The sequence below is a fragment of the Streptomyces pallidus (ex Mingjun et al. 2026) genome (assembly GCF_051550185.1).
Taxonomy (GTDB): Bacteria; Actinomycetota; Actinomycetes; order Streptomycetales; family Streptomycetaceae; genus Streptomyces.
In genome coordinates, this window is sequence record NZ_CP196181.1 from 5607770 (window position 1) to 5631717 (window position 23948).

At 72.5% G+C, this 23948-nt stretch carries 21 protein-coding genes; 11 read left to right on the plus strand and 10 right to left on the minus strand.

From position 1 onward, the window contains the following. The first annotated feature begins 247 nt into the window (after nt 1-247). The 5 genes from ACSHWO_RS24840 to ACSHWO_RS24860 all read left to right on the plus strand — a co-directional run bounded on the left by ACSHWO_RS24840 (nt 248) and on the right by ACSHWO_RS24860 (nt 5054). Nucleotides 248-1174: a TraR/DksA family transcriptional regulator gene (locus tag ACSHWO_RS24840; RefSeq protein WP_438315021.1), complete on the plus strand. Its 927-nt coding sequence runs from the start codon at nt 248-250 to the stop codon at nt 1172-1174. Nucleotides 1175-1323: 149 nt separating this feature from the next. Continuing rightward, nucleotides 1324-1884: a signal peptidase II gene (gene lspA / locus ACSHWO_RS24845; protein ID WP_361088198.1), complete on the plus strand. Its 561-nt coding sequence runs from the start codon at nt 1324-1326 to the stop codon at nt 1882-1884. Nucleotides 1885-1936: 52 nt separating this feature from the next. After that, nucleotides 1937-2878 (plus strand): RluA family pseudouridine synthase, encoded by a 942-nt coding sequence (locus ACSHWO_RS24850; protein ID WP_361088195.1) that lies wholly within the window; start codon nt 1937-1939, stop codon nt 2876-2878. After that, a complete protein-coding gene (locus tag ACSHWO_RS24855) occupies nt 2875-3351 on the plus strand; it encodes a GNAT family N-acetyltransferase (protein WP_438315025.1) in 477 nt (158 codons plus the stop codon). The genes ACSHWO_RS24850 and ACSHWO_RS24855 overlap by 4 nt, the downstream gene beginning before the upstream one ends. A gap of 110 nt (nt 3352-3461) precedes the next feature. Next, nucleotides 3462-5054: a Na+/H+ antiporter gene (locus ACSHWO_RS24860; protein ID WP_385821164.1), complete on the plus strand. Its 1593-nt coding sequence runs from the start codon at nt 3462-3464 to the stop codon at nt 5052-5054. A 41-nt stretch (nt 5055-5095) separates the two neighbouring features. On the opposite strand, the gene ACSHWO_RS24865 is transcribed toward ACSHWO_RS24860, so the two are convergent. Next, on the minus strand, nt 5096-6223 hold the full coding sequence (locus tag ACSHWO_RS24865) for a mechanosensitive ion channel family protein (protein ID WP_438315029.1): 1128 nt from the start codon (nt 6221-6223) through the stop codon (nt 5096-5098). A 51-nt stretch (nt 6224-6274) separates the two neighbouring features. On the opposite strand from ACSHWO_RS24865, the gene ACSHWO_RS24870 reads away from it, so the two are divergent. Next, nucleotides 6275-6844 (plus strand): dienelactone hydrolase family protein, encoded by a 570-nt coding sequence (locus ACSHWO_RS24870; RefSeq protein ID WP_404241702.1) that lies wholly within the window; start codon nt 6275-6277, stop codon nt 6842-6844. 88 nt (nt 6845-6932) lie between these two features. Here the strand turns inward: ACSHWO_RS24870 and ACSHWO_RS24875 are convergent, their stop codons facing one another. From ACSHWO_RS24875 to ACSHWO_RS24895, 5 genes are all read right to left on the minus strand, one after another. Beyond that, nucleotides 6933-7877, minus strand: a complete 945-nt coding sequence (locus ACSHWO_RS24875) for a zinc metalloprotease (protein WP_385826258.1) — start codon at nt 7875-7877, stop codon at nt 6933-6935. 237 nt (nt 7878-8114) lie between these two features. Then, nucleotides 8115-9779, minus strand: a complete 1665-nt coding sequence (locus tag ACSHWO_RS24880) for an alkaline phosphatase D family protein (protein WP_385821065.1) — start codon at nt 9777-9779, stop codon at nt 8115-8117. 117 nt (nt 9780-9896) lie between these two features. Continuing rightward, a complete protein-coding gene (locus tag ACSHWO_RS24885; RefSeq protein WP_361088177.1) occupies nt 9897-10691 on the minus strand; it encodes a DsbA family protein in 795 nt (264 codons plus the stop codon). A 62-nt stretch (nt 10692-10753) separates the two neighbouring features. Beyond that, nucleotides 10754-11446: a hypothetical protein gene (locus ACSHWO_RS24890; protein ID WP_438315034.1), complete on the minus strand. Its 693-nt coding sequence runs from the start codon at nt 11444-11446 to the stop codon at nt 10754-10756. A gap of 61 nt (nt 11447-11507) precedes the next feature. Continuing rightward, nucleotides 11508-12842 (minus strand): DUF2252 domain-containing protein, encoded by a 1335-nt coding sequence (locus ACSHWO_RS24895; protein WP_361088574.1) that lies wholly within the window; start codon nt 12840-12842, stop codon nt 11508-11510. A 172-nt stretch (nt 12843-13014) separates the two neighbouring features. On the opposite strand from ACSHWO_RS24895, the gene dnaE reads away from it, so the two are divergent. After that, nucleotides 13015-16554: a DNA polymerase III subunit alpha gene (dnaE, locus tag ACSHWO_RS24900; RefSeq protein WP_361088171.1), complete on the plus strand. Its 3540-nt coding sequence runs from the start codon at nt 13015-13017 to the stop codon at nt 16552-16554. A gap of 116 nt (nt 16555-16670) precedes the next feature. On the opposite strand, the gene ACSHWO_RS24905 is transcribed toward dnaE, so the two are convergent. Next, nucleotides 16671-16832, minus strand: a complete 162-nt coding sequence (locus tag ACSHWO_RS24905; RefSeq protein ID WP_385820885.1) for a hypothetical protein — start codon at nt 16830-16832, stop codon at nt 16671-16673. Between the two features lie 212 nt (nt 16833-17044). Between ACSHWO_RS24905 and ACSHWO_RS24910 the strand changes: the two genes are divergently transcribed. From ACSHWO_RS24910 to ACSHWO_RS24925, 4 genes are all read left to right on the plus strand, one after another. Beyond that, entirely contained in the window at nt 17045-18355 is a 1311-nt protein-coding gene (locus ACSHWO_RS24910) for an NYN domain-containing protein (protein ID WP_438315038.1), read from the plus strand. Between the two features lie 121 nt (nt 18356-18476). Then, nucleotides 18477-19442 (plus strand): ABC transporter ATP-binding protein, encoded by a 966-nt coding sequence (locus ACSHWO_RS24915; RefSeq protein ID WP_361088572.1) that lies wholly within the window; start codon nt 18477-18479, stop codon nt 19440-19442. After that, complete coding sequence (locus tag ACSHWO_RS24920; RefSeq protein WP_438315041.1) at nt 19439-20248, plus strand: ABC transporter permease; 810 nt, start codon at nt 19439-19441, stop codon at nt 20246-20248. The genes ACSHWO_RS24915 and ACSHWO_RS24920 overlap by 4 nt, the downstream gene beginning before the upstream one ends. A gap of 43 nt (nt 20249-20291) precedes the next feature. Continuing rightward, nucleotides 20292-20951, plus strand: a complete 660-nt coding sequence (locus ACSHWO_RS24925; RefSeq protein ID WP_438315043.1) for a hypothetical protein — start codon at nt 20292-20294, stop codon at nt 20949-20951. Nucleotides 20952-20963: 12 nt separating this feature from the next. Here ACSHWO_RS24925 and ybaK read toward each other — a convergent pair whose 3' ends face one another. Genes ybaK through ACSHWO_RS24940 form a run of 3 tightly spaced genes read right to left on the minus strand, consistent with a single transcriptional unit; the run spans nt 20964 to nt 23894 of the window. Beyond that, nucleotides 20964-21458, minus strand: coding sequence for a Cys-tRNA(Pro) deacylase (ybaK, locus tag ACSHWO_RS24930; protein WP_438315046.1), 495 nt, complete (start codon nt 21456-21458; stop codon nt 20964-20966). A 36-nt stretch (nt 21459-21494) separates the two neighbouring features. Then, a complete protein-coding gene (locus ACSHWO_RS24935) occupies nt 21495-22235 on the minus strand; it encodes an LON peptidase substrate-binding domain-containing protein (protein ID WP_361088154.1) in 741 nt (246 codons plus the stop codon). A gap of 57 nt (nt 22236-22292) precedes the next feature. Further along, nucleotides 22293-23894: an oxidoreductase gene (locus ACSHWO_RS24940; RefSeq protein WP_385820610.1), complete on the minus strand. Its 1602-nt coding sequence runs from the start codon at nt 23892-23894 to the stop codon at nt 22293-22295. Nucleotides 23895-23948: the final 54 nt, after the last annotated feature.

Here is a 23948-nt window from a genome sequence, read left to right on the forward strand (position 1 = left end):
CGCGGTGGGGCCCCGGCCGGTGCCGGTGCCGGGGCGGCGGTCGGGTGGACGGCGTGACCCGAACGGTCCGACGCGCCCGCGCGGGACGAGGCGGCAGGTCGGGGGCGGATTACCCGGCCGTGGGCTGGGCACAACGGATGCAGGTCGACCGGGGCGGACGCGTGCCCCGTTGCCGAGGCGCGGGAGGCGATTTATCGTTCCGGCACGATTCGCGAGCAAGGTCACAGTATGTGAAGGGGCCGCGGCCATGGTGGCGAGAAAGACCGCCGGGAGCACTCCCGAGAAGGCTGTCGGAAAGGCCGCCGCGAAGGCTTCGGCTGCCAAGGGCGCGGCTTCGGCCCGGAAGGCGGACGGCGCGGTGGAGAAGGCCGACGGCGCGACCGCGAAGGCGGCCGGCAAGGCGTCGGTGAAGGCCTCCGAGAAGTCGGCGGACGCGAGGACCGCGGCCGGGACCGCTGAGGCGGACGCGAAGAAGGCCGATGCGAAGAAGGCGGACACGACGAAGGCGGCGGTGGAGCCGGCCGCGAAGGGAGCCGCCCGGACCGCCGTGAAGACCACCGCCCGCAGGACCTCGGCGGTCGCGAAGAAGGCCGCGAGGACGACTGCGACGACCGCGAGGAAAGCCCCGGCCGCAGCGGCCGGGGCCCAGGGGGCGGCGCAGGCCGCGCAACAGACGGGAGCCCGGAAAGTGGTTGCCAGGAAGAGCACCGGCACGGCCAGGAAGACGGCCGGGGCCGCCACCAGCGGGCTGCCGAAGGCGAGGGCGACGGCCGCCCCCGGCGAGCTCGCCGTACGGCCCGGCGAGGACCCGTGGACCCCGGCGGAGGTCGCCGAGGCCCGGACCGAGCTGGAGACCGAGGCGGAGCGGCTGCGCGACGAGCTGCTGGCCTCGGAGGAGGCCATCACCGGCCTGATGCGGGATTCCGGCGACGGGGCGGGCGACGACCAGGCCGACACCGGGACCAAGAACATCACCCGCGAGTCCGAGATGGCCCTCGCCGCCAACGCCCGCGAGATGCTGGAGCAGACCGAGCGTGCCCTGGAGCGGCTGGACGCGGGCACGTACGGGCTCTGCGAGAGCTGCGGGCAGCCCATCGGCAAGGCCCGCATGCAGGCCTTCCCGCGGGCCACGCTCTGCGTGGACTGCAAGCAGAAACAGGAGCGCCGGCACTAGGCCGGACGTGCGGGTCCGCCCCGGTCCCCGGTCCGGCCCGGGGGGCGCGCCCGGGGCGACCCTGACGTACTCTCGTGTCTGGTCAGGGTCCAGGAACCTGACAGGGCTGTGTCATCGCAACCCGGTTCGCGCTAGTTCGAGGGACTCACGTGGCAGAGGCGGAGCGCATCATCGGTACGCCCGAGGTCGGGGACGAAGCCCAGCCCGAGCCCGCGGCGCCCAAGGGGCGCCGGCGGATCGCGGCGCTGCTGGTGGTGGCGGTCCTCGCGTATCTGGTGGACCTCGGCACCAAGATGGTCGTCGTGGCGGAGCTGGAGCACCAGCCGCCGATCCGGATCATCGGGGACCTGCTGAAGTTCGAGGCGGTCCGCAACCCGGGAGCGGCCTTCGGCTTCGGCGAGGCCTTCACGATCATCTTCACCGTGATCGCGGCCACCGTGATCGTCGTGATCGTCCGGCTCGCCCGCAAGCTCTACAGCCTGCCCTGGGCGATCGCGCTGGGCCTGCTGCTCGGCGGTGCGCTGGGCAACCTGACGGACCGGGTCTTCCGCTCGCCGGGCGTGTTCCGGGGCGCTGTGGTGGATTTCATCTCGCCCGCGCACTTCGCCGTCTTCAACCTCGCCGACACCGCCATCGTGTGCGGCGGCATCCTGATCGTGCTGCTCTCGTTCAAGGGCCTGGACCCGGACGGCACCGTCCACAAGGACTGAGGGCGGCAGCGGACCGGACCCGGGGCCGCGCCGCGTCCGGCATACTCGACGGGTGAGCACGATTCCCGAGATCCGCACCCTGCCCGTTCCCGACGGCCTAGAAGGCGAGCGCGTCGACGCCGCCATCTCCCGCATGTTCGGGTTCTCCCGGACCAAGGCCGCCGAGCTCGCCGCCGCGGGGAAGGTCTCGGTCGACGGCAGCGTCGTCGGGAAGTCCGAGCGCGTGCACGGCGGTGCCTGGCTCGAAGTGGAGATGCCCGCCCCGCCCCGCCCGGTCGAGGTCGTCGCCGAGCCGGTGCCCGGCATGGAGATCGTCCACGACGACGACGACATCGTGGTCATCATGAAGCCCGTCGGTGTCGCCGCCCACCCGAGCCCCGGCTGGACCGGCACCACCGTCATCGGCGGCCTGGCCGCCGCCGGCTACCGGATCTCCACCTCCGGCGCCGCCGAGCGCCAGGGCATCGTGCACCGCCTCGACGTCGGCACCTCCGGTCTGATGGCCGTGGCCAAGTCGGAGCGCGCCTACACCTCGCTGAAGAACCAGTTCCGCGAGCGCGTCGTGGACAAGCGCTACCACGCGCTGGTCCAGGGCCACCCGGACCCGATGAGCGGCACCATCGACGCGCCCATCGGCCGGCACCCCAGCGCCGACTACAAGTGGGCCGTGATCCAGGACGGCAAGCCGTCGGTCACCCACTACGACCTGATCGAGGCCTTCCGGGCCGCGTCGCTGCTGGACATCAAGCTGGAGACGGGCCGCACCCACCAGATCCGCGTGCACATGTCCGCCCACCGGCACCCGTGCGTCGGCGACCTCACCTACGGCGCCGACCCGACGATCGCCAAGCGCCTGAAACTGACCCGCCAGTGGCTGCACGCGGTGCGCCTCGGCTTCGAGCACCCGGCGGACGGGCAGTGGGTGGAGTTCGAGAGCAAGTACCCCGACGACCTCCAGCACGCGCTGGACGTCATCCGCGCCGAGAGCGAATGAGCGGGCGGCACACGGCCTTCACCGTCCGGCGGGCCGTCTCGCCGGAGGACCTGGAAGCCTGCTTCGCCGTGCGGACCGAGGTGTTCGTCGTCGAGCAGTCCGTGCCGGAGTCGATCGAGTACGACGCGTACGACGCCGGGGCGGTCCACGTCCTGGCCGTGGCGCCGGACGGGACCCCGCTCGGCACCGGCCGGCTGCTGCACGGGCCGGCCGCCCTCGGCAAGACCGGTGACCCGGCGATCGGCTCGCTCGGCCGGCTCGCGGTGACGGCCGCCGCCCGCGGGCTCGGCGTCGGGGCCGCGCTGGTCCGGGCGATCGAGGCGGAGGCGGCCGAGCTCGGGCTCCGCGCCGTCGACCTCGGGGCCCAGACGCACGCCCTGGGCTTCTACGAGCGGCTCGGATACGAGGCCTACGGGCCCGAGTTCGAGGAAGCGGGTATCCCGCACCGCTCGATGCGGCGCCCCCTCCCGTAGCGCACGGCCCGGGGTCCACGCACCTGACGGGTGCCGCACCTGACGGGTGCCGCACCTGACGGGTGCCGCGCCTGACGGGTGCCGGGCGCCGGATGCGGCAGGGTGGGCGGGTGGAACAGCTCGCCCTGCTCTTCGTGCTGCTGCTCGGCGCGGTCGTCACCGTACCGCTGGGGGACCGGCTCGGCCTCCCCGCGCCCGTCCTCATGACGATCGCCGGGGTGGTGCTCGCGCTCGTCCCCGTCGTGCCGAACGTGGACATCCCGCCCGACTTCATCCTGCCGCTGGTGCTGCCCCCGCTGCTCTACGCCTCCGCGCAGCGCACCTCCTGGCGGCAGTTCGCCGCCAACGTCCGGCCCATCCTGCTGCTGGCCGTCGCCCTGGTGTTCGTCACGACCGCGGCCGTCGCCGCCGTCGCGCACGCCGTCGTCCCCGGGCTGCCAGTGGCCGCAGCGGTCGCGCTGGGCGCGCTCGTCGCCCCGCCCGATCCGGTCGCGGCCACCGCGGTCGCCGGATCGCTCGGGCTGCCCCGCCGCCTGGTGTCCATCCTGGAGGGCGAGGGGCTGTTCAACGACGTCACCGCGATCGTGCTCTACCACGTGGCCGTCGCCGCCGTCGTGAGCGGCAGCTTCTCCTGGCCGGACGCGGTGGGGGAGTTCGTCCTGTCCGCCGTGGTGGCCGTCGCCGTCGGCCTCGGCCTCGGGTGGGCGGCGAACGCGCTCATGGGGCGGCTCGGCGACGCCACCTTGCAGATCGGGCTGACGCTCCTGGTGCCGTTCGTGGCGTACGTGCTGGCCGAGACGTTCATGGGGTCGGGGGTGCTGGCCGTGCTGACGACCGCCCTGTTCCTCGCCGAGTACGCGAACGACGCGGACGACGTGCTGGGGCGGCTGGCCGGGCACACCTTCTGGGAGGTCGTCGACACGCTCGTCACGGGCGTGGCGTTCGGACTGATCGGGCTCGAACTGCACCACGTGCTGGGCGTGGCGAGCGGCCGCGCCCTGCAGATGGCGGGCTGGGCCGCCGCGGTCGTGGCCGTGGTCGTCCTGGTGCGGCTGGTGTGGCTGCTGCCGGCCGCCTGGCTCGCGCAGCGGCTCCACACGCGGCGCGACTACGCCGAGGAGATCCCGCTCACCTGGCGGGAGAGCGTGGTGATGTGGTGGGCGGGGATGCGCGGGGTGGCCTCGGTGGCGCTCGCGCTGGCCCTGCCGTACACGGTCGACGGGGGCGGGCCCTTCCCCGCGCGGCAGGAGATCGTCTTCATCGCCTTCGCCGTGATCATGGTGACGCTGGTGTGCCAGGGGCTGACCCTGCCGTGGCTGGTGCGCCGCCTCGGCGTGGAGGCCGACACCGACGCCGAGCGGGAGATGCGGCGCCGGCTCGCGATCCGCGCGGCCAGGGCGGCGCGGCGGCGGCTGAAGGAGATCGAGGAGGTGGAGGAGCTGCCGGAGGACCTGATGGAGCAGCTCCAGCGGCGGGCGTACGACATGGGGGCCAGGATCAGCCCCGACATGGTGGACGAGGAGCGGCGGGAGGCGTACGTGCAGCGGGTCCAGCGGCTGCGGGACGTCCAGCGGATCCAGCGGGAGATGATGTCCGCGGCCCGGCACGAGGTGCTGGCCGCGCGCAGCGAGCCGGGGGCGGACCCGGAGGTGGTGGACCGGGTGCTGCGCCACCTGGACGTGCGCAGCCTGCGCACCCCGTAGCCGGCCCGCGCCCGCTCGGCCGGTCAGCGGCTCCCGGCCGCTCAGCCGGATCCGGTCGTGCCGGCGCCGTCCACCGGGTCCGCGGCGTCGGCGGCGTCGTCGTCCCGGGCGGTGCGGGGCGGGGGCGGGGGCGGGGCCGGCGCCGGGGACGTGGCGATGCGGGGCAGGGCGTACGGGTGCCGGTCCGCCAGCCAGGCGATCATGCGCTCGCGGACCGCGCAGCGGACGGTCCAGATGTCGGAGGCGTCCCCGGCGCTGACGACGGCGCGGACCTGGATGGTGTGCGGTGTGGTGCCCGTCACAGCGAGGCCGGCGGTCCGGCCGTCCCATTCGGGCACCTCCTTCAGGATCTGCCGCAGCTGTTCGCGCATCGGCTCCAGCGGGGTGCTGTGGTCGAGGTGCCAGAAGACGGTGCCGGTCATCTCGGCGCCGCCGCGCGACCAGTTCTCGTACGGCTTGCTCGTGAAGTACGACACGGGCATGGTGATCCGGCGCTCGTCCCAGGTACGGACCACGAGGAAGGTGAGGGTGATCTCCTCGACGGTGCCCCACTCGCGGTCCACGACGACGGTGTCGCCGATGCGCACGGTGTCTCCGAAGGCGATCTGCAGTCCGGCGAAGAGGTTGCCGAGCAGGGACTGGGCGGCGATGCCGGCGACGATGCCGATGATGCCAGCCGAGGCCAGCAGGGACGCGCCGACCGTCCGCATCGCCGGGAAGGTCAGCAGCATGGCCCCGGCCGCGATCACGACGACCGCCGCGGTGACCACCCGGTGGATCAGCGTCACCTGGGTGCGGACCCGGCGCACGCGCGCCTCGTCGGGGGTCCGCAGGGCGTAGCGGACGTACGTGGAGTCCACGACCGCCGTCGCGATGCGCACCAGCAGCCAGGAGGCCGAGCCGATCAGTACGAGGGTGAGGGCGCGGCCGACGGCCCCGCCGTGCGCGGGCAGGATCCGGGCCTCGCGGTAGGAGCCGTAGAGCAGGGTGGTGGCCAGGGTCAGCCGGAACGGGGTGCGGCAGTGGCGCAGCAGCCCCCACAGCGGGGTCTCGCCGTGGCGGGCGTCGGCGCGGCGCAGCAGCAGGTCCAGCAGCCCGCCGGCGAGGAGGGTGACGGCCAGCACGCCGCCGACGACCAGGGCCGGGCGCAGAACGGTGTCCGTGTCCATGGACGTGAACCTAACCGCAGCGGGCGCGCGGAAACTGGCACGATGGTGTGCATGAACATCGTGCTCTTCCATTCGACGTACGGGCTGCGGCCCGCGGTGCACGCGGCGGCCGACCGGCTGCGCGCGGCCGGACACCGGGTCCAGGTGCCCGACCTCTTCGAGGGGCGCACCTTCGAAACCGTCGAGGAGGGCATGGAGTTCCGGGACGAGACCGGCCGGGACGAGCTGCTCCGGCGCGCGGTGCTGGCCGCCGCCCCGCACTCCGACGAGGGGCTCGTGTACGCGGGCTTCTCCTTCGGCGGCTCCCTCGCCCAGCACCTGGCGCTGGCCGACGAGAAGGCGCGCGGGCTGCTGCTCCTGCACGGTACGGCCGACCTGGAGGAGGGCACCGCGGTCGACGACCTGCCGGTGCAACTGCACGTCGCGGACCCGGATCCGTTCGAGCCGCACGACTGGCTGACGGCCTGGTACCTGCGGATGCAGCGGGCCGGCGCGGACGTCGAGATCCACCGTTACCCGGGGGCCGGGCACCTGTTCACGGACCCGGACCTCGACGACTACGACGCTGAGGCGGCGGAGCAGACCTGGAGGGCGGCGCTCGCCTTCCTCGACAGCCTGTAGGAAGACGCCGCACAAGACGCCGCACAAGACGCCACGAAGGGCAGGGCACACGGCGTGCCCTGCCCCTCGTGCGTCAGCCGTGGCCGGTTCAGCCGCGGTAGGCGCTCCACATGCTCTGCATGCGGGCCACCTGGCCGGCGGTGAACTGGTACATGCAGGAGTCGTACGTGTAGTCCATGAAGTTGTGGATCGGGTCCTTGCCGGCCTTGCTGGTGCAGGAGTCGCGGTTCTCCGGGCACTCGTACGCGGCGGTCTTCTCGGCCGGCGTGTCGGAGACGGAGTCGCCGCTTCCGCTGCAGCCGCCCTGGAAGGTGTGGTACAGGCCCATCCAGTGGCCGACCTCGTGGGTGGCGGTGTCGCCCTCGTTGTAGTTGGCGGAGGAGCCGCCCGGCAGCGAGGAGTTGAGCAGGACGACGCCGTCCATCTTCGGCTGCGAGGCGTAGGAGCTCGGGAAGGTCGCCCAGCCGAGCAGGCCGCCGCCGAGGTTGGCCGTGTAGACGTTCAGCGCGTTGGCGCCGCCCTTGCGCAGGGTGTTCTTCATGTCCTTCTCGGCCTGGGTGCCGTCGGAGACGTTGTACCAGGAGGCGTTGTCCGTGTAGTCGGTGGACACCAGCTGGAACTGGTAGCCGGAGTTGACGTTCCCGGTGCCCTGGCCGCTGTAGGCGGCGTTGAGGACGGCGATCTGGTTGTTGATGTCCGTGGCGGACAGCTTGCCCTGGGTGCCGCTGTGGATGACGTGGAAGTAGACCGGGATGGTCGTCGCGGTGGTCGCCTCGGCGGCGCGCATCTGGCGCTGCGGGCCGACCTGGGCGAGCTTCTTGGCCAGGTCGGCGTCCATGGCCTTGACCTGGGCCTCCGTCACCTCGTTGGGCTCGGCGGCGTGCTCGTCCTTGGGGCGGGCGACACGGGCGTTGGCGGGGGCCGAGGCGTCCTGGGCGCACTGCTCGGCGCCGGTCGGCGCGGCGGCGGCCAGGGTGGTGGAGGCGGAGACGGGGGCGAACGCCAGGGCGCCGGCCAGGACGGCGGGGGCCATGAGGCGGCGGCGGAGCATGGGGGATATGCGGGCGGAAGCGCGCACGTGGAACTCCTCGCAAGCGTGGTGGGGGGTGAGGGATTTCCTCACGCTGGCGCGAAGCTTATGTGTCCATGTCATGCATCTAGCAAGACCTGGAAGTAAAAGATTTGTTGCTTCTGAGGTTGAGGGGGCACTTGGGCTGCACCAAGTGCCCCCTCTTGCAGCAATTTTGATGAAACGTCAGTCAGGTTCGGGTCAGCCCACCGGCGCCCAGACGCGTTCCACCTTCTGCGTGCCGTTCAGCGTGCGGTACGAACGGGACCACGCGGACGTGGCGTCCTGCCTCCGCTTGTCGGACAGGACGTAGTAGTCCATCTGGGACCGTTCGGACGTCACGTCCAGCACGCCGTACCCGTGGGCATCCATGTCGAGCCACTTCACGTGCCAGTTCGCGGCCCTGATGGCGGCTTCGGCCGCCAGCGAGGCGGTGTTCGCGGGCACGTGCAGGATGTCGTCGATGTTGTCGGAGGTCACCGACGTCACCACGAACTCCGTCGCGGCCGTACCCGAGCCCGGGTACGTCGCCATGTTCACCGGGACCTCGTTGGCCCAGGCCATGTGGATGTCGCCGGTCAGGAACACCGTGTTCCTGATGTTCCGGTCCTTGAGGTGACCCAGCAGTTCCTTGCGGTCGTCGGTGTAGCCGTCCCACTGGTCCGTGCTGATGGCGATCCCGCCCTCGGGGAGGCCGAGGAGCTTCGTCAGCGGCGCCAGCAGGTGCGCCGGCAGGGACCCGAACGCGACCGGGGAGATCATCACCGAGGTGCCGACCAGTTTCCAGGTGGCGTTCGAACTCGCCAGGCCCGACTTGAGCCAGTCCAACTGGGCGCGCCCGGTGATGGTGCGCTCCGGGTCGTCCACCGCGCCGCTGCCCACCTTGACCTGCTGGGAGCGGAAGCTGCGCAGGTCCAGCAGGTGCAGGTCGGCGAGGGAGCCGAAGCGCAGGCGGCGGTAGACCGTGCCGGCGGTCGAGGCGCGCACCGGCATCCACTCGAAGTAGGCCTGCTTGGCGGCGGCCGCACGGGTCGCCCAGTCGCCCTCGGTCCCCGGGGTGTGGTTCTCCGCGCCGCCCGACCAGGCGTCGTTGGCGAACTCGTGGTCGTCCCAGATGGCGACGATGGCGTGCGCGGCGTGCAGGGCCTGGAGGTCGGTGTCCGTCTTGTACTTGCCGTGCCGGGTCCGGTAGTCGGCGAGGGTGGTGATCTCGTGCAGCGGCTCGTGCCGGCGTACGACGTACTTCTCCTCGGGGTAGCCCCCGCTCTGGTACTCGTAGACGTAGTCGCCGAGGTGCAGGACCGCGTGCAGGTCGTTGCGGGCGGCCAGGTGGCGGTAGGCCGAGAAGTAGCCGGCCTCCCAGTTGGCGCAGGACACGACGCCGAAGCGGACGGAGGGGGTCGCCGCGTCGTGGCGGGGGGCGGTCAGGGTGCGCCCGACCGGGGAGACGGTGCTGCCGGCGGTGAACCGGTAGAAGTACGTGGTCTGCGGCTTCAGTCCGCGGACGTCCGCCTTGACCGTGTGGTCGGAGGCGGCGGTCGCGGTGACGGCGCCGCTCGCGACGACCCGGGAGAACGCCCGGTCCTCGGCCACTTCCCAGCCCACCTGGGTGGCCGGGCCGACGCCGGAGCCGGGGACGGCCTCGGGGACGGGGGTGACGCGGGTCCACAGCAGGATCCCGTCGGGCAGCGGGTCGCCGGAGGCGACACCGTGCAGGAAGGCGGGTCCGCCCGCGGCTGCGGAGGCGGGGGATATGCCCAGGGCGGCCGTCGCGAAGGGCGTGAGCGCCGCGGTGGCGGCTGCGGCCTTGACGACCGTACGGCGGCGGGGAGTCGCCGCGGTGGGGGAGGTGAGTTGACTGGTCACGGCTGGTCATATTACTGACGGGTATAACCGCGGGTACAGTCCTGGGAAAGCAACGGGCGGACGAACTCTGGGAGTCCGCCCGCCCGTTGCGCGCCGGAGGTTACCGGCGGTTCGTCATCAGCCCGCGATGGCCTTGTCGACCGCCGCCGTGAACTCGTCCGGGGTCATCTTGATCTCGATCTTCTTGCCGTCCATCTTCAGCGACGGCGTGCCCTCCAGGCCCGCCTTGTCGAAGACCTTCGACATCTCGACCGCCCACCGGTTGTACGTGCCGTCCTCGACGGCCTTCTTGAACTCGGCGTTGCCCTTGAGCGCCGGGACCTGGTCGGCGACCTTCAGCAGGTACTCGTCCTTGCCGAACTTGTCGTCCCGCTCGTCCGGGTGGTTCTCCTGCGAGTACAGCGCCGCCTTGTACTCCGCGAACGCCTCGGGGCTGACGTTCAGGGCCGCCCCCAGCGCGCTCAGGGCGTTCTTCGAGCCGCTGCCGCCGAAGCCCTTGTCCAGGAAGGTGGCCCCGACGAACTGGAGCTTGTACTTGCCCGCCTCGACGTCCTTCTTGATCTGCGGGCCGACCTTCTGCTCGAACTGGGAGCAGATCGGGCAGCGCGCGTCCTCGTACAGCTCCAGCGTCTTCTTGGCGTCGGGCTTGCCCAGGACGACCGTCGTGCCGTTCTCGCCCGAGGTGTTCTTCGGGGCGACCAGCTCCGCCGTCGCGGCCTTCTCCCATTCGTCGGGCTGGTTGGCCTGGACGACGGCGTAGCCTATGCCGCCGGCCAGGGCCAGCACGGCGACGACCGCGCCGGCCACGAAGACCTGGCGGCGGGCCTTGTCCCTCTTCGCCTGCTTCTCGCGCTCGATGCGCAGCCGCTCGCGGGCCGCCGCCTTGTTGGCCTGGTTGTTGCGTGCACTCATGGTGATCTCCGTGGGGTGTGACGGGTGATGAGGGGGTGTTCCGTACGGACGTCCTGAGGACGTCACGCGCGCACGAGCGCGCCGCGTACGGGAGGCCCCCGCAGCCCCACGGAGTGGACCGGGAAACGGGTCCGGGCCGCCGGGCCCGCATGGCCCGGGCGCGGGCCGGGCCCGGCCGGGCGGCCGGAGCCCACCCCCGCCGAGGCCGCCGCCAGCCCCAGCGGGCGGAAGGCGAGCGCGGCCACCGCGCCCAGCAGCTGCCCCAGCGCCCGCTCGCCGTACCGCAGCCAGACGGCGGCCAGCAGCCCGACGGAGACGTGGGCGGCGAGCAGGAGCCACGGCGTCCACGCCCCGGCCGCGGCGGGCAGGACCGCGGAACGGCCGGCGGCACCGGACAGCTCGGCCAGCGGGCCGCCCAGCGGGGTCCCGGCGCACAGCTCGTGCAGGCCCAGCGCCCGCAACGGGCCGGATACCGGGCCACCGGAGGGCCCGTAGCAGACGTGCTGGCCGGCGGTGAAGACGGTGTCGGCAGCCAGTTCCAGCGGGACCAGCAGCCCGGCGATCGGGCCGAAGCCCCGCTCCCGGCCCGCCAGCGCCCAGGCGATCAGGAACACGGAGGCGAAGGCCCCGGCGGCCGGGACCGGCGGCAGCGGCACCCCCGCGATGAGGACGTGCGAGCCGGCCGACAGCAGCACGACGACCGCGCTGAACAGCGCGGCCCGCAGCCCCCTCAGCCCTGCTCCTGATATGTCCATCGCCGCGAGTGTGCCATGACTTTCTGTGAACGCAGGGCCCCGGGTCCGGGCGCGGACGCTGCTACGGCCGGATCCGGCCGTTGCGGAACAGGTCCACGAAGAGCTGGTGGTCGGCGCGGGCCCGGGCACCGTAGGCGTGCGCGAAGTCCACCAGGAGCTCGGCGAAGCCCTCCTCGTCGGTGGCGATCGCGGCGTCGATGGCCCGCTCCGTGGAGAAGGGGACGAGGCTGTGGCCGCTCTCCGCCTCGTCGGCCGAGGCGTGCATGGTCGCCGTGGCCCGGCCCAGGTCCGCGACCACGGCCGCGATCTCCTCCGGGTCGTCCAGGTCCGACCAGTCCAGGTCCACCGCGTACGGGGAGACCTCGGCGACCAGCTGGCCGGCCCCGTCCAGCTCGGTCCAGCCCAGCCACGGGTCGGCGTGCGCCTGCAGGGCGCGCTGGGAGATCACCGTGCGGTGCCCCTCGTGGCGGAAGTACTCCCGTACCGCCCGGTCGGTGATGTGCCGGGACACGGCCGGGGTCTGCGCCTGCTTGAGGTAGATCACGACGTCGTTCTCCAGGGCGTCGCTGTGGCCCTCCAGCAGGATGTTGTACGAGGGCAGCCCCGCCGACCCGATGCCGACGCCCCGGCGGCCCACCACGTCCTTGACCCGGTAGGAGTCCGGGCGCACCAGGGACTCGTCGGGCAGGGTCTCCAGGTAGGAGTCGAAGGCGGCCAGCACCTTGTACCGGGTCGCCGCGTCCAGCTCGACGGAGCCGCCGCCGGAGGTGAAGCGGCGCTCGTAGTCCCGGATCTCGGTCATGGAGTCCAGGAGGGCGAACCGGGTGCGGGAGCGGGCCGAGCGCAGGGCGGCCAGCAGCGGGCCCTGGGAGGTGTCCAGGGTGAAGGAGGGGAACTCCGGCGTGTCGGAGGGCTTGGTGCCGGTGGCCAGGACGTGGATCCGCTCCCGGTAGGCGGCGGCGTAGATCCGCACCAGCTCGCCGATCTGGTCGTCGCTGAGCGCCTTGGTGTAGCCGATCAGGGCCACGGAGGCCGCGAACCGCTTGAGGTCCCAGGTGAAGGGGCCGACGTACGCCTCGTCGAAGTCGTTCACGTTGAAGACGAGGCGGCCGGTGGCGTCCATGTAGGTGCCGAAGTTCTCGGCGTGCAGGTCGCCGTGGATCCACACCCGGCCGGTCCGGTCGTCCAGGTAGGGGCCGCCGTGCCGCTCGCGCTCCAGGTCGGCGTAGAAGAGGCACGCCGTGCCCCGGTAGAAGGCGAAAGCGGAAGCCGCCATCTTCCGGAATTTGACCTCGAAGGCGGCGGGGTCGGCGGCGAGCAGCTCGCCGAAGGCGGTGTCGAAGACATCCAGTATCTGTTCGGCGCGCTGTTCGCTCGCCGTCTCGGGGACCGCCATGGCGGGGTGCCTCCTGGTGCACGGGCTGGTACGGGTTCCGACCGACTGGACGCCGTGCGGGACCACCTGGTTCTGCAACGCCCGACCGTACCGTCAGGTGCCCGGAATGTGTCACCCGTGGGACGTAGGATTCGAAGTTGCCCCCTGCACCCGCCCCCGGAGGTCCCGCGCCGTGGCCAAGACGCCGTTCACGCACCTGCACGTCCACACCCAGTACTCGCTGCTGGACGGTGCCGCGCGGCTGAAGGACATGTTCGCGGCGTGCAACGAGATGGGCATGTCGCACATCGCCATGTCCGACCACGGCAACCTGCACGGCGCGTACGACTTCTTCCACTCCGCGCAGAAGGCCGGGATCACCCCGATCATCGGCATCGAGGCGTACGTGGCTCCCGAGTCCCGCCGCAACAAGCGGAGGATCCAGTGGGGCCAGCCGCACCAGAAGCGGGACGACGTCTCCGGCTCCGGCGGTTACACCCACAAGACGATCTGGGCGGCGAACGCCACCGGCCTGCACAACCTCTTCCGGCTGTCCTCGGACGCCTACGCCGAGGGCTGGCTCACGAAGTGGCCCCGCATGGACAAGGAGACCATCGCCCAGTGGTCGGAGGGCCTGATCGCCTCCACCGGCTGCCCCTCCGGCGAGGTGCAGACCCGACTGCGCCTCGGCCAGTTCGACGAGGCGATCAAGGCCGCCTCCGACTACAAGGACATCTTCGGCGAGGGCCGCTACTTCCTGGAGCTGATGGACCACGGCATCGAGATCGAGCGCCGGGTCCGCGACGGCCTGCTGGAGATCGGCAAGAAGCTCGGCATCCCGCCGCTGGTCACCAACGACTCCCACTACACGTACGCGCACGAGGCCGCCGCGCACGACGCCCTGCTGTGCATCCAGACCGGCAAGAACCTCTCCGACCCGGACCGCTTCCGGTTCGACGGCTCCGGCTACTACCTGAAGTCCACCGAGGAGATGTACGCCATCGACTCCTCGGACGCCTGGCAGGAGGGCTGCGCCAACACCCGCCTGGTCGCGGAGCAGGTCGACACCGAGGGCATGTTCAAGTTCCGGAACCTGATGCCGAAGTTCGACATCCCGGAGGGCTACACCGAGGTCACCTGGTTCCGCGAGGAGACCATGAAGGGGATGCACCGCCGCTTCCCGGGCGGCATCCCCGAGGACCGCATGAAGCAGGTCGAGTACGAGATGGACACGATCATCTCGATGGGTTTCCCCGGCTACTTCCTCGTGGTCGCCGACTTCATCATGTGGGCCAAGAACCAGGGCATCGCGGTGGGCCCCGGCCGAGGCTCCGCGGCCGGCTCGATCGTCGCCTACGCCCTCGGCATCACCGACCTCGACCCCATCCCGCACGGCCTGATCTTCGAGCGCTTCCTCAACCCCGAGCGCATCTCGATGCCCGACGTCGACATCGACTTCGACGAGCGCAGGCGCGTCGAGGTGATCAGGTACGTGACCGAGAAGTACGGCCAGGACAAGGTCGCCATGATCGGCACCTACGGCACCATCAAGGCCAAGAACGCGATCAAGGACTCCGCGCGCGTCCTCGGCTACCCGTACGCCATGGGAGACCGGCTCACCAAGGCCATGCCCGCCGACGTCCTCGGCAAGGGCATCCCGCTCTCCGGCATCCTCGACCCCTCGCACCCCCGCTACGGCGAGGCCGGCGAGATCCGCGGGATGTACGAGAACGAGCCGGACGTGAAGAAGGTCATCGACACCGCCCGCGGCGTCGAGGGCCTGGTCCGCCAGATGGGCGTGCACGCCGCCGGCGTCATCATGTCCAGTGAGAAGATCACCGACCACGTGCCCGTCTGGGTGAGGCACACGGACGGCGTCACCATCACCCAGTGGGACTACCCGAGCTGCGAGTCGCTCGGCCTGCTGAAGATGGACTTCCTCGGCCTGCGCAATCTCACGATCATGGACGACGCCGTCAAGATGGTGAAGGCCAACAAGGGGATCGACATCGACCTCCTGGCCCTCCCGCTCGACGACCCCAAGACCTTCGAGCTGCTCCAGCGCGGCGACACCCTCGGCGTCTTCCAGTTCGACGGCGGCCCCATGCGCTCGCTGCTGCGCCTGATGAAGCCCGACAACTTCGAAGACATCTCCGCCGTGTCCGCGCTGTACCGCCCGGGCCCGATGGGCATGAACTCGCACACGAACTACGCGCTGCGCAAGAACAAGCAGCAGGAGATCACCCCGATCCACCCCGAGCTGGAGAAGCCGCTCGAAGAGGTGCTCGCGGTCACCTACGGCCTGATCGTCTACCAGGAGCAGGTGCAGAAGGCCGCCCAGATCATCGCCGGCTACTCGCTCGGCGAGGCCGACATCCTGCGCCGCGTCATGGGCAAGAAGAAGCCCGAGGAGCTCGCGAAGAACTTCACGATCTTCCAGGCCGGCGCCCGCAAGAACGGCTACTCCGACGAGGCCATCCAGGCCCTGTGGGACGTCCTGGTCCCCTTCGCCGGCTACGCCTTCAACAAGGCCCACTCCGCCGCGTACGGCCTGGTCTCCTACTGGACCGCCTACCTCAAGGCCAACCACCCCGCCGAGTACATGGCGGGCCTGCTCACCTCGGTCAAGGACGACAAGGACAAGTCCGCCGTCTACCTGAACGAGTGCCGCCGCATGGGCATCAAGGTGCTCCCGCCGAACGTGAACGAGTCCGAGTCGAACTTCGCCGCCCAGGGCGACGACGTGATCCTCTTCGGCCTCACCGCCGTCCGCAACGTCGGCCAGAACGTCGTGGACTCGATCATCAAGACCCGCAAGGCCAAGGGGAAGTACAGCTCCTTCCCCGACTTCCTCGACAAGGTCGAGGCCGTGGTCTGCAACAAGCGCACCATCGAGTCGCTGATCAAGGCCGGCGCCTTCGACGAGATGGGCCACACCCGCAAGGGCCTCGTCGCCCAGCACGAGCCGATGATCGACACCGTCGTCGCGGTCAAGCGCAAGGAGGCCGAGGGCCAGTTCGACCTGTTCGGCGCCATGGGCGACGAGGGCGGCGACGAGCCCGGATTCGGCCTCGACGTCGAGTTCTCCGACGTCGAGTGGGAGAAATCCTACCTGCTCGCCCAGGAGCGCGAGATGCTCGGCCTGTACGTCTCCGACCACCCGCTCTTCGGCCTGGAGCACGTCCTGTCCGACAAGACGGACGCGGGCATCTCCCAGCTCACCGGCGGCGAGCACGCCGACGGCGCGGTGGTCACCATCGGCGGCATCATCTCGGGCCTCCAGCGGAAGATGACCAAGCAGGGCAACGCCTGGGCCATCGCCACCGTCGAGGACCTCGCCGGCTCCATCGAGTGCATGTTCTTCCCGGCCACCTACCAGCTCGTCTCCACCCAGCTGGTCGAGGACGCGGTCGTCTTCGTCAAGGGCCGCCTCGACAAGCGGGAGGACGTGCCCCGGCTGGTCGCCATGGAGCTGATGGTCCCCGACCTGTCCTCCGCCGGGACCAACGCCCCCGTCGTCCTCACCATCCCCACCCTCAAGGTCACCCCTCCGATGGTCACCCGGCTGGGCGAGATCCTCCGCCACCACAAGGGCAACACCGAGGTCCGGATCAAGCTCCAGGGGCCCCGGTCCACCACCGTCCTGCGCCTCGACCGGCACCGGGTCCAGCCCGACCCGGCCCTCTTCGGCGACCTCAAGGTGCTCCTCGGACCGTCCTGCCTGGCCGGCTGACGGCAGCCGGCCGGACCGCGCACACCGGCGCACGACAGCAGAGGGCGCGCCCGGGAACTCCTCCGGGCGCGCCCTCGCGCATCTGCCTCCGGCGCCCGCGGCGCCGGACGGCGGCGTCAGTTGTGGCCGAAGCGCTTCTGCTTGCCCTTGCGCGCCATATCCATCGGACTCGGCGACGAGGACGAGGACTCGGACGACGTCTCCTGCGAGCCCTTCGAGGCTTCCGACGATGAGCGCGTCGCCTGCTTCGGCTGCTTCTGGTTCTTGTTCTTGGCCATGGTGGAGCCTCCGTGAGGGTCTAGGGGCCAGGACCGCCTTCACACTCACACAGCACCACAAACCGCGCATTTTGGATCTTTCCCTGGTGTCGCCGACCGCCCGCGCCCCGAAAACCGTGAGATACGCCACGCCGATGATCCAGTTCCGGCCGTCAACACCCGTGTGGTCGGGCAGACTCGGGGAAAACCAGAGGATCCCCCCCACGGAAGAGGTGGAACGCGTGGACCGCTGCGTCGTCCTGGTGGACGCCGGCTATCTGCTGGGCGCCGCCGCAAGCCTTCTCGCGGGGGAGCCCTCCCGCTCCCGCATCACCGTCGACCACGCCGCCCTCATCCACGGCCTGCGCGAGCGGGCCGAGGCCGACACCCAACAGCCCCTGCTGCGCATCTACTGGTTCGACGGTGCGCCCGACCGGGTGCCCCAGCCCGAACACCGCCGACTGCGCGTCATGCCCCGCGTCACCGTCCGCCTCGGCGCCCTGACCCGTAGCGACGGCCGCTGGGCGCAGAAGGGCGTGGACGCCGCCATGCACGCCGAGCTCACCGAACTGGCCCGCAACCGCGCCTGCTCCGACGTCGTGCTCGTCACCGGCGACGGGGACCTCCTGCCCGGCCTGATGTCCGCCAAGGAGCACGGCGTCGCCGTCCACCTCTGGGCCGTCCAGGCCGCCGACGGCGACTACAACCAGTCCGAGGACCTCGTCGCCGAGGCCGACGAGCGCCGCGTCCTCGACCGCGCCTGGATCACCCGCGCCGTCCGCGCCAAGGACCTCGCCGGGCTCTGCTCACCACCGCCAGCACCGCGCCCCGAGATCGCCGCGATCCTCTCCGCCCCGCTGCCCGAAGCCGCCCTCGCCGAGGCCGCCCGCAGCGCCGCCGCCAACGCCGCCGCCCCGGCCGCCGCCCCCGCCCCGGTCGCCCCCGAGGCCGGCGCCGCCCCCGTACCCGCACCCGCGGCCGGCGGCCGGGCCGTACCCACCCCCAAGGACCTCGCCGGCTCCCTGCGCGCGCCCGGCCACCAGCCCGGCCCCCCGCACGGGCACGCCGTCACCCCGTCCCCGGCCAGCGCCCTGCGCTGGTCCTCCGACCGGGGCTGGATCGACCGGCCCGGCCCGCTCGGCGAACCCGCCGAGACCGCCTCGCTGCCCACCCTCGCCCAGCTCACCAGCGCCGAACAGCGCTGGGCCGACCGCGAGGAGGACATCACCACCGTCGGCGGCGACCCCTTCGAGGTCGGCCAGGTCTTCGCCCGGCGCTGGATGGAACGCCTCCCGGAAACCGTCCACCTGCAGAAACTCGCCACCATGTACCCGCGCATCCCGCACCGCATCGACGGGGAGCTGCTGCGCTACGCCGCCCGGTTCGGCCTGCTCGCCCACAAGGACGACCAGATCGACGAACACGACCGCTACGCCATCCGCGCCGGGTTCTGGCGGGAGATCGACGTCCGCGCCGCGGCCGAGCGGGTACCGGGCGCACCGACCGCCGCCCCGGCCCTCCCGACGACCCCGACGCCCGAGTAGGGCCCGGGGCCGCGTAGGCTGCTCCCTCGTGAGTACGGGCACAGCACCAGCGAAACCGCAGGGCAGCCGCAGCACGACGGCGGCCGCGGCGCCGCCGGCGGCGGACGGCGTCGTCTGCACGGTGCGTGACCTGGTCAAGACCTATCCCGCCGTGCGCGGCCGGCGCGGGGCCCCCGCCCTGCCCCGGACCCGCGCCAACGACGGGATCTGCCTGGACGTCCGGCGCGGCGAGGTCTTCGGCCTGCTCGGCCCCAACGGCGCCGGCAAGTCCACCCTGGTCCGGCAGCTGACCGGCCTGCTGCGGCCCGACTCCGGCACCGTGACCCTCCTCGGCCACGACCTCGTACGCCACCCCGAACGCGCGGCCCGCCTCCTCGCCTACCTCGGCCAGGAGTCCACCGCCCTCGACGAGCTCACCGTCGCCCTCGCCGCCGAGACCACCGGGCGGCTGCGCGGCCTCGGCGCCCGCGACGCCCGCGCCGCGCGGGACGCCGTCCTGGAGGAGCTCGGACTGACCCCGATCGCCGGGCGGCCCCTGAAGAAGCTGTCCGGCGGGCAGCGGCGGCTGGCCTGCTTCGCCGCCGCCCTGGTCGGGGAGCGGCAGGTGCTGGTCCTCGACGAGCCCACCACCGGCATGGACCCCGTCGCCCGGCGGGCCGTGTGGTCGGCCGTGGACCGGCGGCGCGCCCGGCACGGCGCCACCGTCCTGCTCGTCACCCACAACGTCATCGAGGCCGAGACCGTCCTCGACCGGGTCGCCGTCATCGACCAGGGCCGGGTCATCGCCTGCGACACGCCCGCCGCACTGAAGGCCCGCGTCTCCGACGAGGTCCGCCTGGAACTCGTGTGGCGGACCGCGCCGCCCCTGGACGTCCCCGAGGTCGCCGCGCTCGCCGCGACGGCCACCGAGTCGGGGCGCCGATGGGTGCTGCGGCTCCCGCCCGACGAGGCCCGGGCCGCGGTGGCCGCGGTGACCGGCGGGCCGGCCTTCGCCGCCCTCGACGACTTCAAGCTGGCGACCCCGAGCCTGGAGGACGTCTACCTCGCGCTGGGCGGGCGCGCCACGAAGGGTCTGGTGAAGTCGTGACCACTGCCGACGCAGCCGCAGCCGCAGTCGTGCCGGCGGACACCGCCGCCGCGGGCGCGCTGGCCCCCCGGGCCCGCTTCCTGCCCGCGCTGGCCGCCGTCTACCGGGCACAGCTGTCCCGGGCCCGGGTGGCCCGGATCCCGCTGCTGTTCGTCGCCACCTTCCAGTCCGTCGGGATCATGGTCCTGATGCGGGGCGTGGTCGACGGCGGCACGGAGGCGCAGGCCGTCGTGGCCGGCTCCTCGGTGCTGGTCGTCGCGTTCGTCGCGCTGAACCTGCTCGCCCAGTACTTCGGCCAGCTGCGGGCCGGCGGCGGGCTGGACCACTACGCCACGCTGCCCGTCCCGCCCGCCTCCGTGGTGCTGGGCGCGGCCGCCGCGTACGCCTCCTTCACCCTGCCCGGCACCCTGGTCACGGCCGTCTTCGGCTGCCTGCTGTTCGGGCTGCCCCTGGGCGGGCTGTGGATCCTGGCCGCGGTCGTCCCGCTGGCCGGGGCGGCCCTCGCCGGCCTCGGCGCGGCCCTCGGCCTGCTCGCCCCGCGCCAGGAGCTGGCCACGCTGGCCGGGCAGCTCGGCATGTCGGCGGCGCTGCTGCTGGGCGTGCTGCCCGCCGAGCGGATGCCCGACGTGATCGTGTGGGCGCGGGACCTGCTGCCGTCGACGTACGGGGTCGAGGCCTTCGCCCGCACCTTCGCACCGCACCCCGACTGGGCGCTCGTCGCCGCCGACCTCGCCGTGTGCGGAGCCGTGGGCGTGCTGTCGCTGTCCGTCGCCACCTGGGCCTACCGGCGGGCCGCCGTCCGCTGACGCCGGTTCCGCCCCCGCCCGGCACACCTGGCACGATGTGGGGGTGAGCGAACCCGTGACCACCCCGCCCCCCGTCGAACCGCCGCCCGCCCGGCCGGCCGCACCCGGTGTCACCGCCGGGGACGTCCGCGACGGGGCCGCCGTCGCCCTCGTCGTGGGAGCCTCCGGGGCGCTGCTCGGGCTGCTGTGGGCGTGGCTGGCACCGCGGGCGCAGTACGTGTCCAACGGGCAGGCCGTCTTCCTGCGCAACACCGAGAGCGAGGCCCGGATAGGGGCCGACGGCACGTTCCTGCTGCTCTCCCTCGGAATGGGCGTGCTCGCCGCCGTCCTCCTCTTCCTGTGGCGCCGCCGCGGCGGCGTCCCGCAGGTGATCGGGCTGGGCATCGGCTCCTGCGCCGCCGCCTGGCTGGGCATGCGCACCGGCGAATGGCTGGGCGGCTCCGGCGACGTGGCCGCCGCCGCAGCCGCGGCGGGCAAGGGCGTGCCGTTCGACGCGCCGCTGGAGCTCCTCGCGTACGGGGTGCTGCTGGCCTGGCCGATGACCGCGCTCCTCGTCCACCTCGGCCTGACGGCCCTGTGGAGCCCGTACGACCCGGAGCCCGACCGCGAACCGGCCGTCGCCGGCGAGCCCGGTCCCGCCGCCGTCTACCCGCCGCCGCACGTCCACGCCGACCCGGCGCACCAGGAGCCGCCGCGGTCCTGACGGCCGTACGGCTCAGGCGCGGGCGATCGGGGCCAGGGTGGCCGCCGTCAGTGCGGCCAGCGTGGCGGGCGTCAGCTCGACCTCCAGCCCGCGCCGCCCGGCCGACACGCAGATGGTGGGGTGCCCCTCGGCCGAGGAGTCAACGACGGTCCGCAGCCGCTTGCGCTGCCCCAGCGGGGAGATCCCGCCCACCACGTACCCCGTGGTGCGCTCTGCCAGCGACGGATCCGCCATCACCGCCTTCTTCGCGCCGACGGCGGAGGCCAGGGCCTTCAGGTCGAGGCTGCCCGACACCGGGACCACCGCCACCGTCAGCACCCCGTCCGCGTCAGTGACGAGCGTCTTGAAGACCTGGTCCGGGCTCACGCCCATCGCCTCGGCCGCCTCCTGCCCGTACGAGGGGTGCGCCGGATCGTGCTCGTAGGCGTGCGTGGTGAAGTCCGCTCCGGCCGCGGTGAGCGCGACGATCGCCGGGGTCGCCGCGGACGCGGCCTTCTTCTTCGCCATCAGGCAGGGCTCCCGATCGGTTCTGGCTGTGCTGGGTCAGTTGGGGCTGGTCGGCATCCGCGTCAGGTCCACCGCGGGCAGCGACGGAAGGTGCCGGATCAGCGCCGTCTCCGCGCGCAGCAGCTTCAGCTCCTCCGCCAGCCGCGTCGCCGTGTCCGGAGCCTGCAGCAGCCGCTGCTTCGTCGGGGTGTCCAGCACCGCGGCCGCGGCCACCAGGTACGACACCACCGACGGCTCGTCGGGCAGCTCCGCCGCCGAGGCCAGCGACCGCTCCCGGGCCCCGGCCAGCCGCTTCTGGTACGTCCGGAACGCCCGCAGCACCCCCTCCGCCAGCGCGCCCGCGCCCTCGCCCGGCTCCTCGGCCAGTTCCTCCAGCTCGGCCACGAGGAACGGGCCCGAGGCGTCCACCGACAGCAGGCGCACCCGGGTCGTGCCCGTCGCCAGGACCTCGAAGCTGCCGTCCTGCCGCTCCCGGATCGTGGCCGCATCGGCGATGCAGCCCACCCGGTGGAACGCCTGGACCGGGTCCGGGCCGAAGCCCGCGGCCGGGCCGCGCTCGGGCAGGGCCGTCTGGTCCGGCATGCCGGGTGCGGTCGGTGCGACCTCCCGGCCGTCGCGGATCGCGACGACCGCGAAGCGGCGCGGCTCGTCCTCGCCCGTCTTCAGCAGCTCCCGCATCATGGCGCGATAACGCTCCTCGAAGACGTTCAGCGGCAGCACCAGTCCGGGGAAAAGCACCGAGTTCAGCGGGAAGAGGGGCAGGCGAACGGTGGTCACGAGGCACAGGGTAGTGGCCGGGGGGAGGGCCCTGTCACCTCGGTTCTGCCTGGTCCGTCAGCCGCGGCGGAGCAGCCGCGACGCTCCCGCCGCCACCGTCGTCGCCAAGATCCACCCCAGCAGGACCAGCACCGCCGAGCCCCACTGCCAGTAGCCCTTCATCATCCACTGGCCCTGTTGGCCCAGGTCGATGACCGGAAGCAGCAGGTCCAGGGCGTAGAGCAGCGCGTTCCACTCGGGGTGCTCGTCCGGCTTGATCGCCGCCGGGGTGATCTGCGCGAACAGCAGCGCGCCCGCCGCCCACAGCAGCACCATCCACAGCGCGGCCCGGCCCGGCCGGTACCCGTAGGCCACCGTCCAGTCCTGCAGGTACCCCCAGGCCTTCGCCGCCGGCGGCAGCGTCGCCCGCCGCCGGCGCTGCTTGGCCAGCAGCACCTCCCGGGCATCGGCGTCCTCGCCGCTGGCCCGCAGGACGGCGGCCAGCCGCTCGTAGGGCTCCGGCGAGTACTCCCGGGTGGCCGCCGCCACCCACTCCAGCCGCCGCGCCAGCGGGAAGTGGCCGCGGGGCGCGAGGTTCTCGTAGACGAAGCCCTCGATCGACACCCCGCCCGGGTCGGGCCAGCTGGTGGAGGCGTCCACCAGCTTGACCACCTTGGCCCCCGACAGCACCACCCGTCCCCGCTCCGGCTTCTCGCCCACGAACCGCAGCTCCGGCGTCTGGATCCGGCGCAGCGACACCTCCTGCTCCTCGGCCAGCAGGAACCGGGCCCCGTACAGGTCCACGGCGTCCCCGAAGCGGCCGTCGTCCAGGCGCAGCCCGCCCCGGCACTCGAAGCGGCGGGCCCGCTGCCCGCGCGCCGGGGTCTGGCCCAGGCCGTACGGAGGAGTGGAGGAACCGGAGTCGCCGGGCACGTAGTCCACCGCTATCGAGGTCAGGTACAGCGTCCGCTCCACCGTCAGCTGCGGGGCGTTCAGCGCCCGCCGCCCGTACGGGTTGCGCAGCCGGGCCCCGCGCAGGTTCATCGACCCGCCGACCTTCGAGCCGCGCAGGCTCAGCTCCCCGTACGTCTCCAGCAGCTCGCCCTGGAAGTCCTGCGCCACCGCCATGCCGTCCGCGGCGACGGCCCGGCCCCGGCCGTCCCGCTGCACCACCGCCTGGCTGATCAGCAGGTCCGTGCCGATCTGCGCGTCGGTCAGCCGTATGCCCCGCGCCACCCGGCAGCGCGGCAGGTGCAGATCGCCCTCGGTGTGCAGGCGGGAGGCGTCCAACCGGGGTATCGCGCAGTCGACCAGCCGCAGCGTGCCGAACCGGGCCTCGGACAGCTGGACCTCGCTGTCGAAGCGGCAGGACTGGAGTTCGACGTACGGCTCCACGGTGCCGCCCGACAGGTCCAAGCGGCCCGTGATCCGCACCCCGCGCAGCTTCAGCGACGCCACCCGGCCCGGAACCGGCGGCGGGCCGTGGAGCAGCAGCAGCGACACCACGTCGGCCCGGACACTGCGCCGGGCGTCCCAGGTCCGGTCGCCGTGCGGGTCGTCCAGCTCGGCCGCCCGGGCGCTCAGATCGCACACGCTGCCCGTGCGGAACGCCCGCCACATCAGGCGCTCGGCGTCGCCGAGGTCCGCCGGCTCCTCGTCGGCGCGCGGTGCCTCGGCCATGCGGTCCCCCTCCGCCGTACATCCGTGTACCGGGAACGTTAGGGGGAGGCGGTG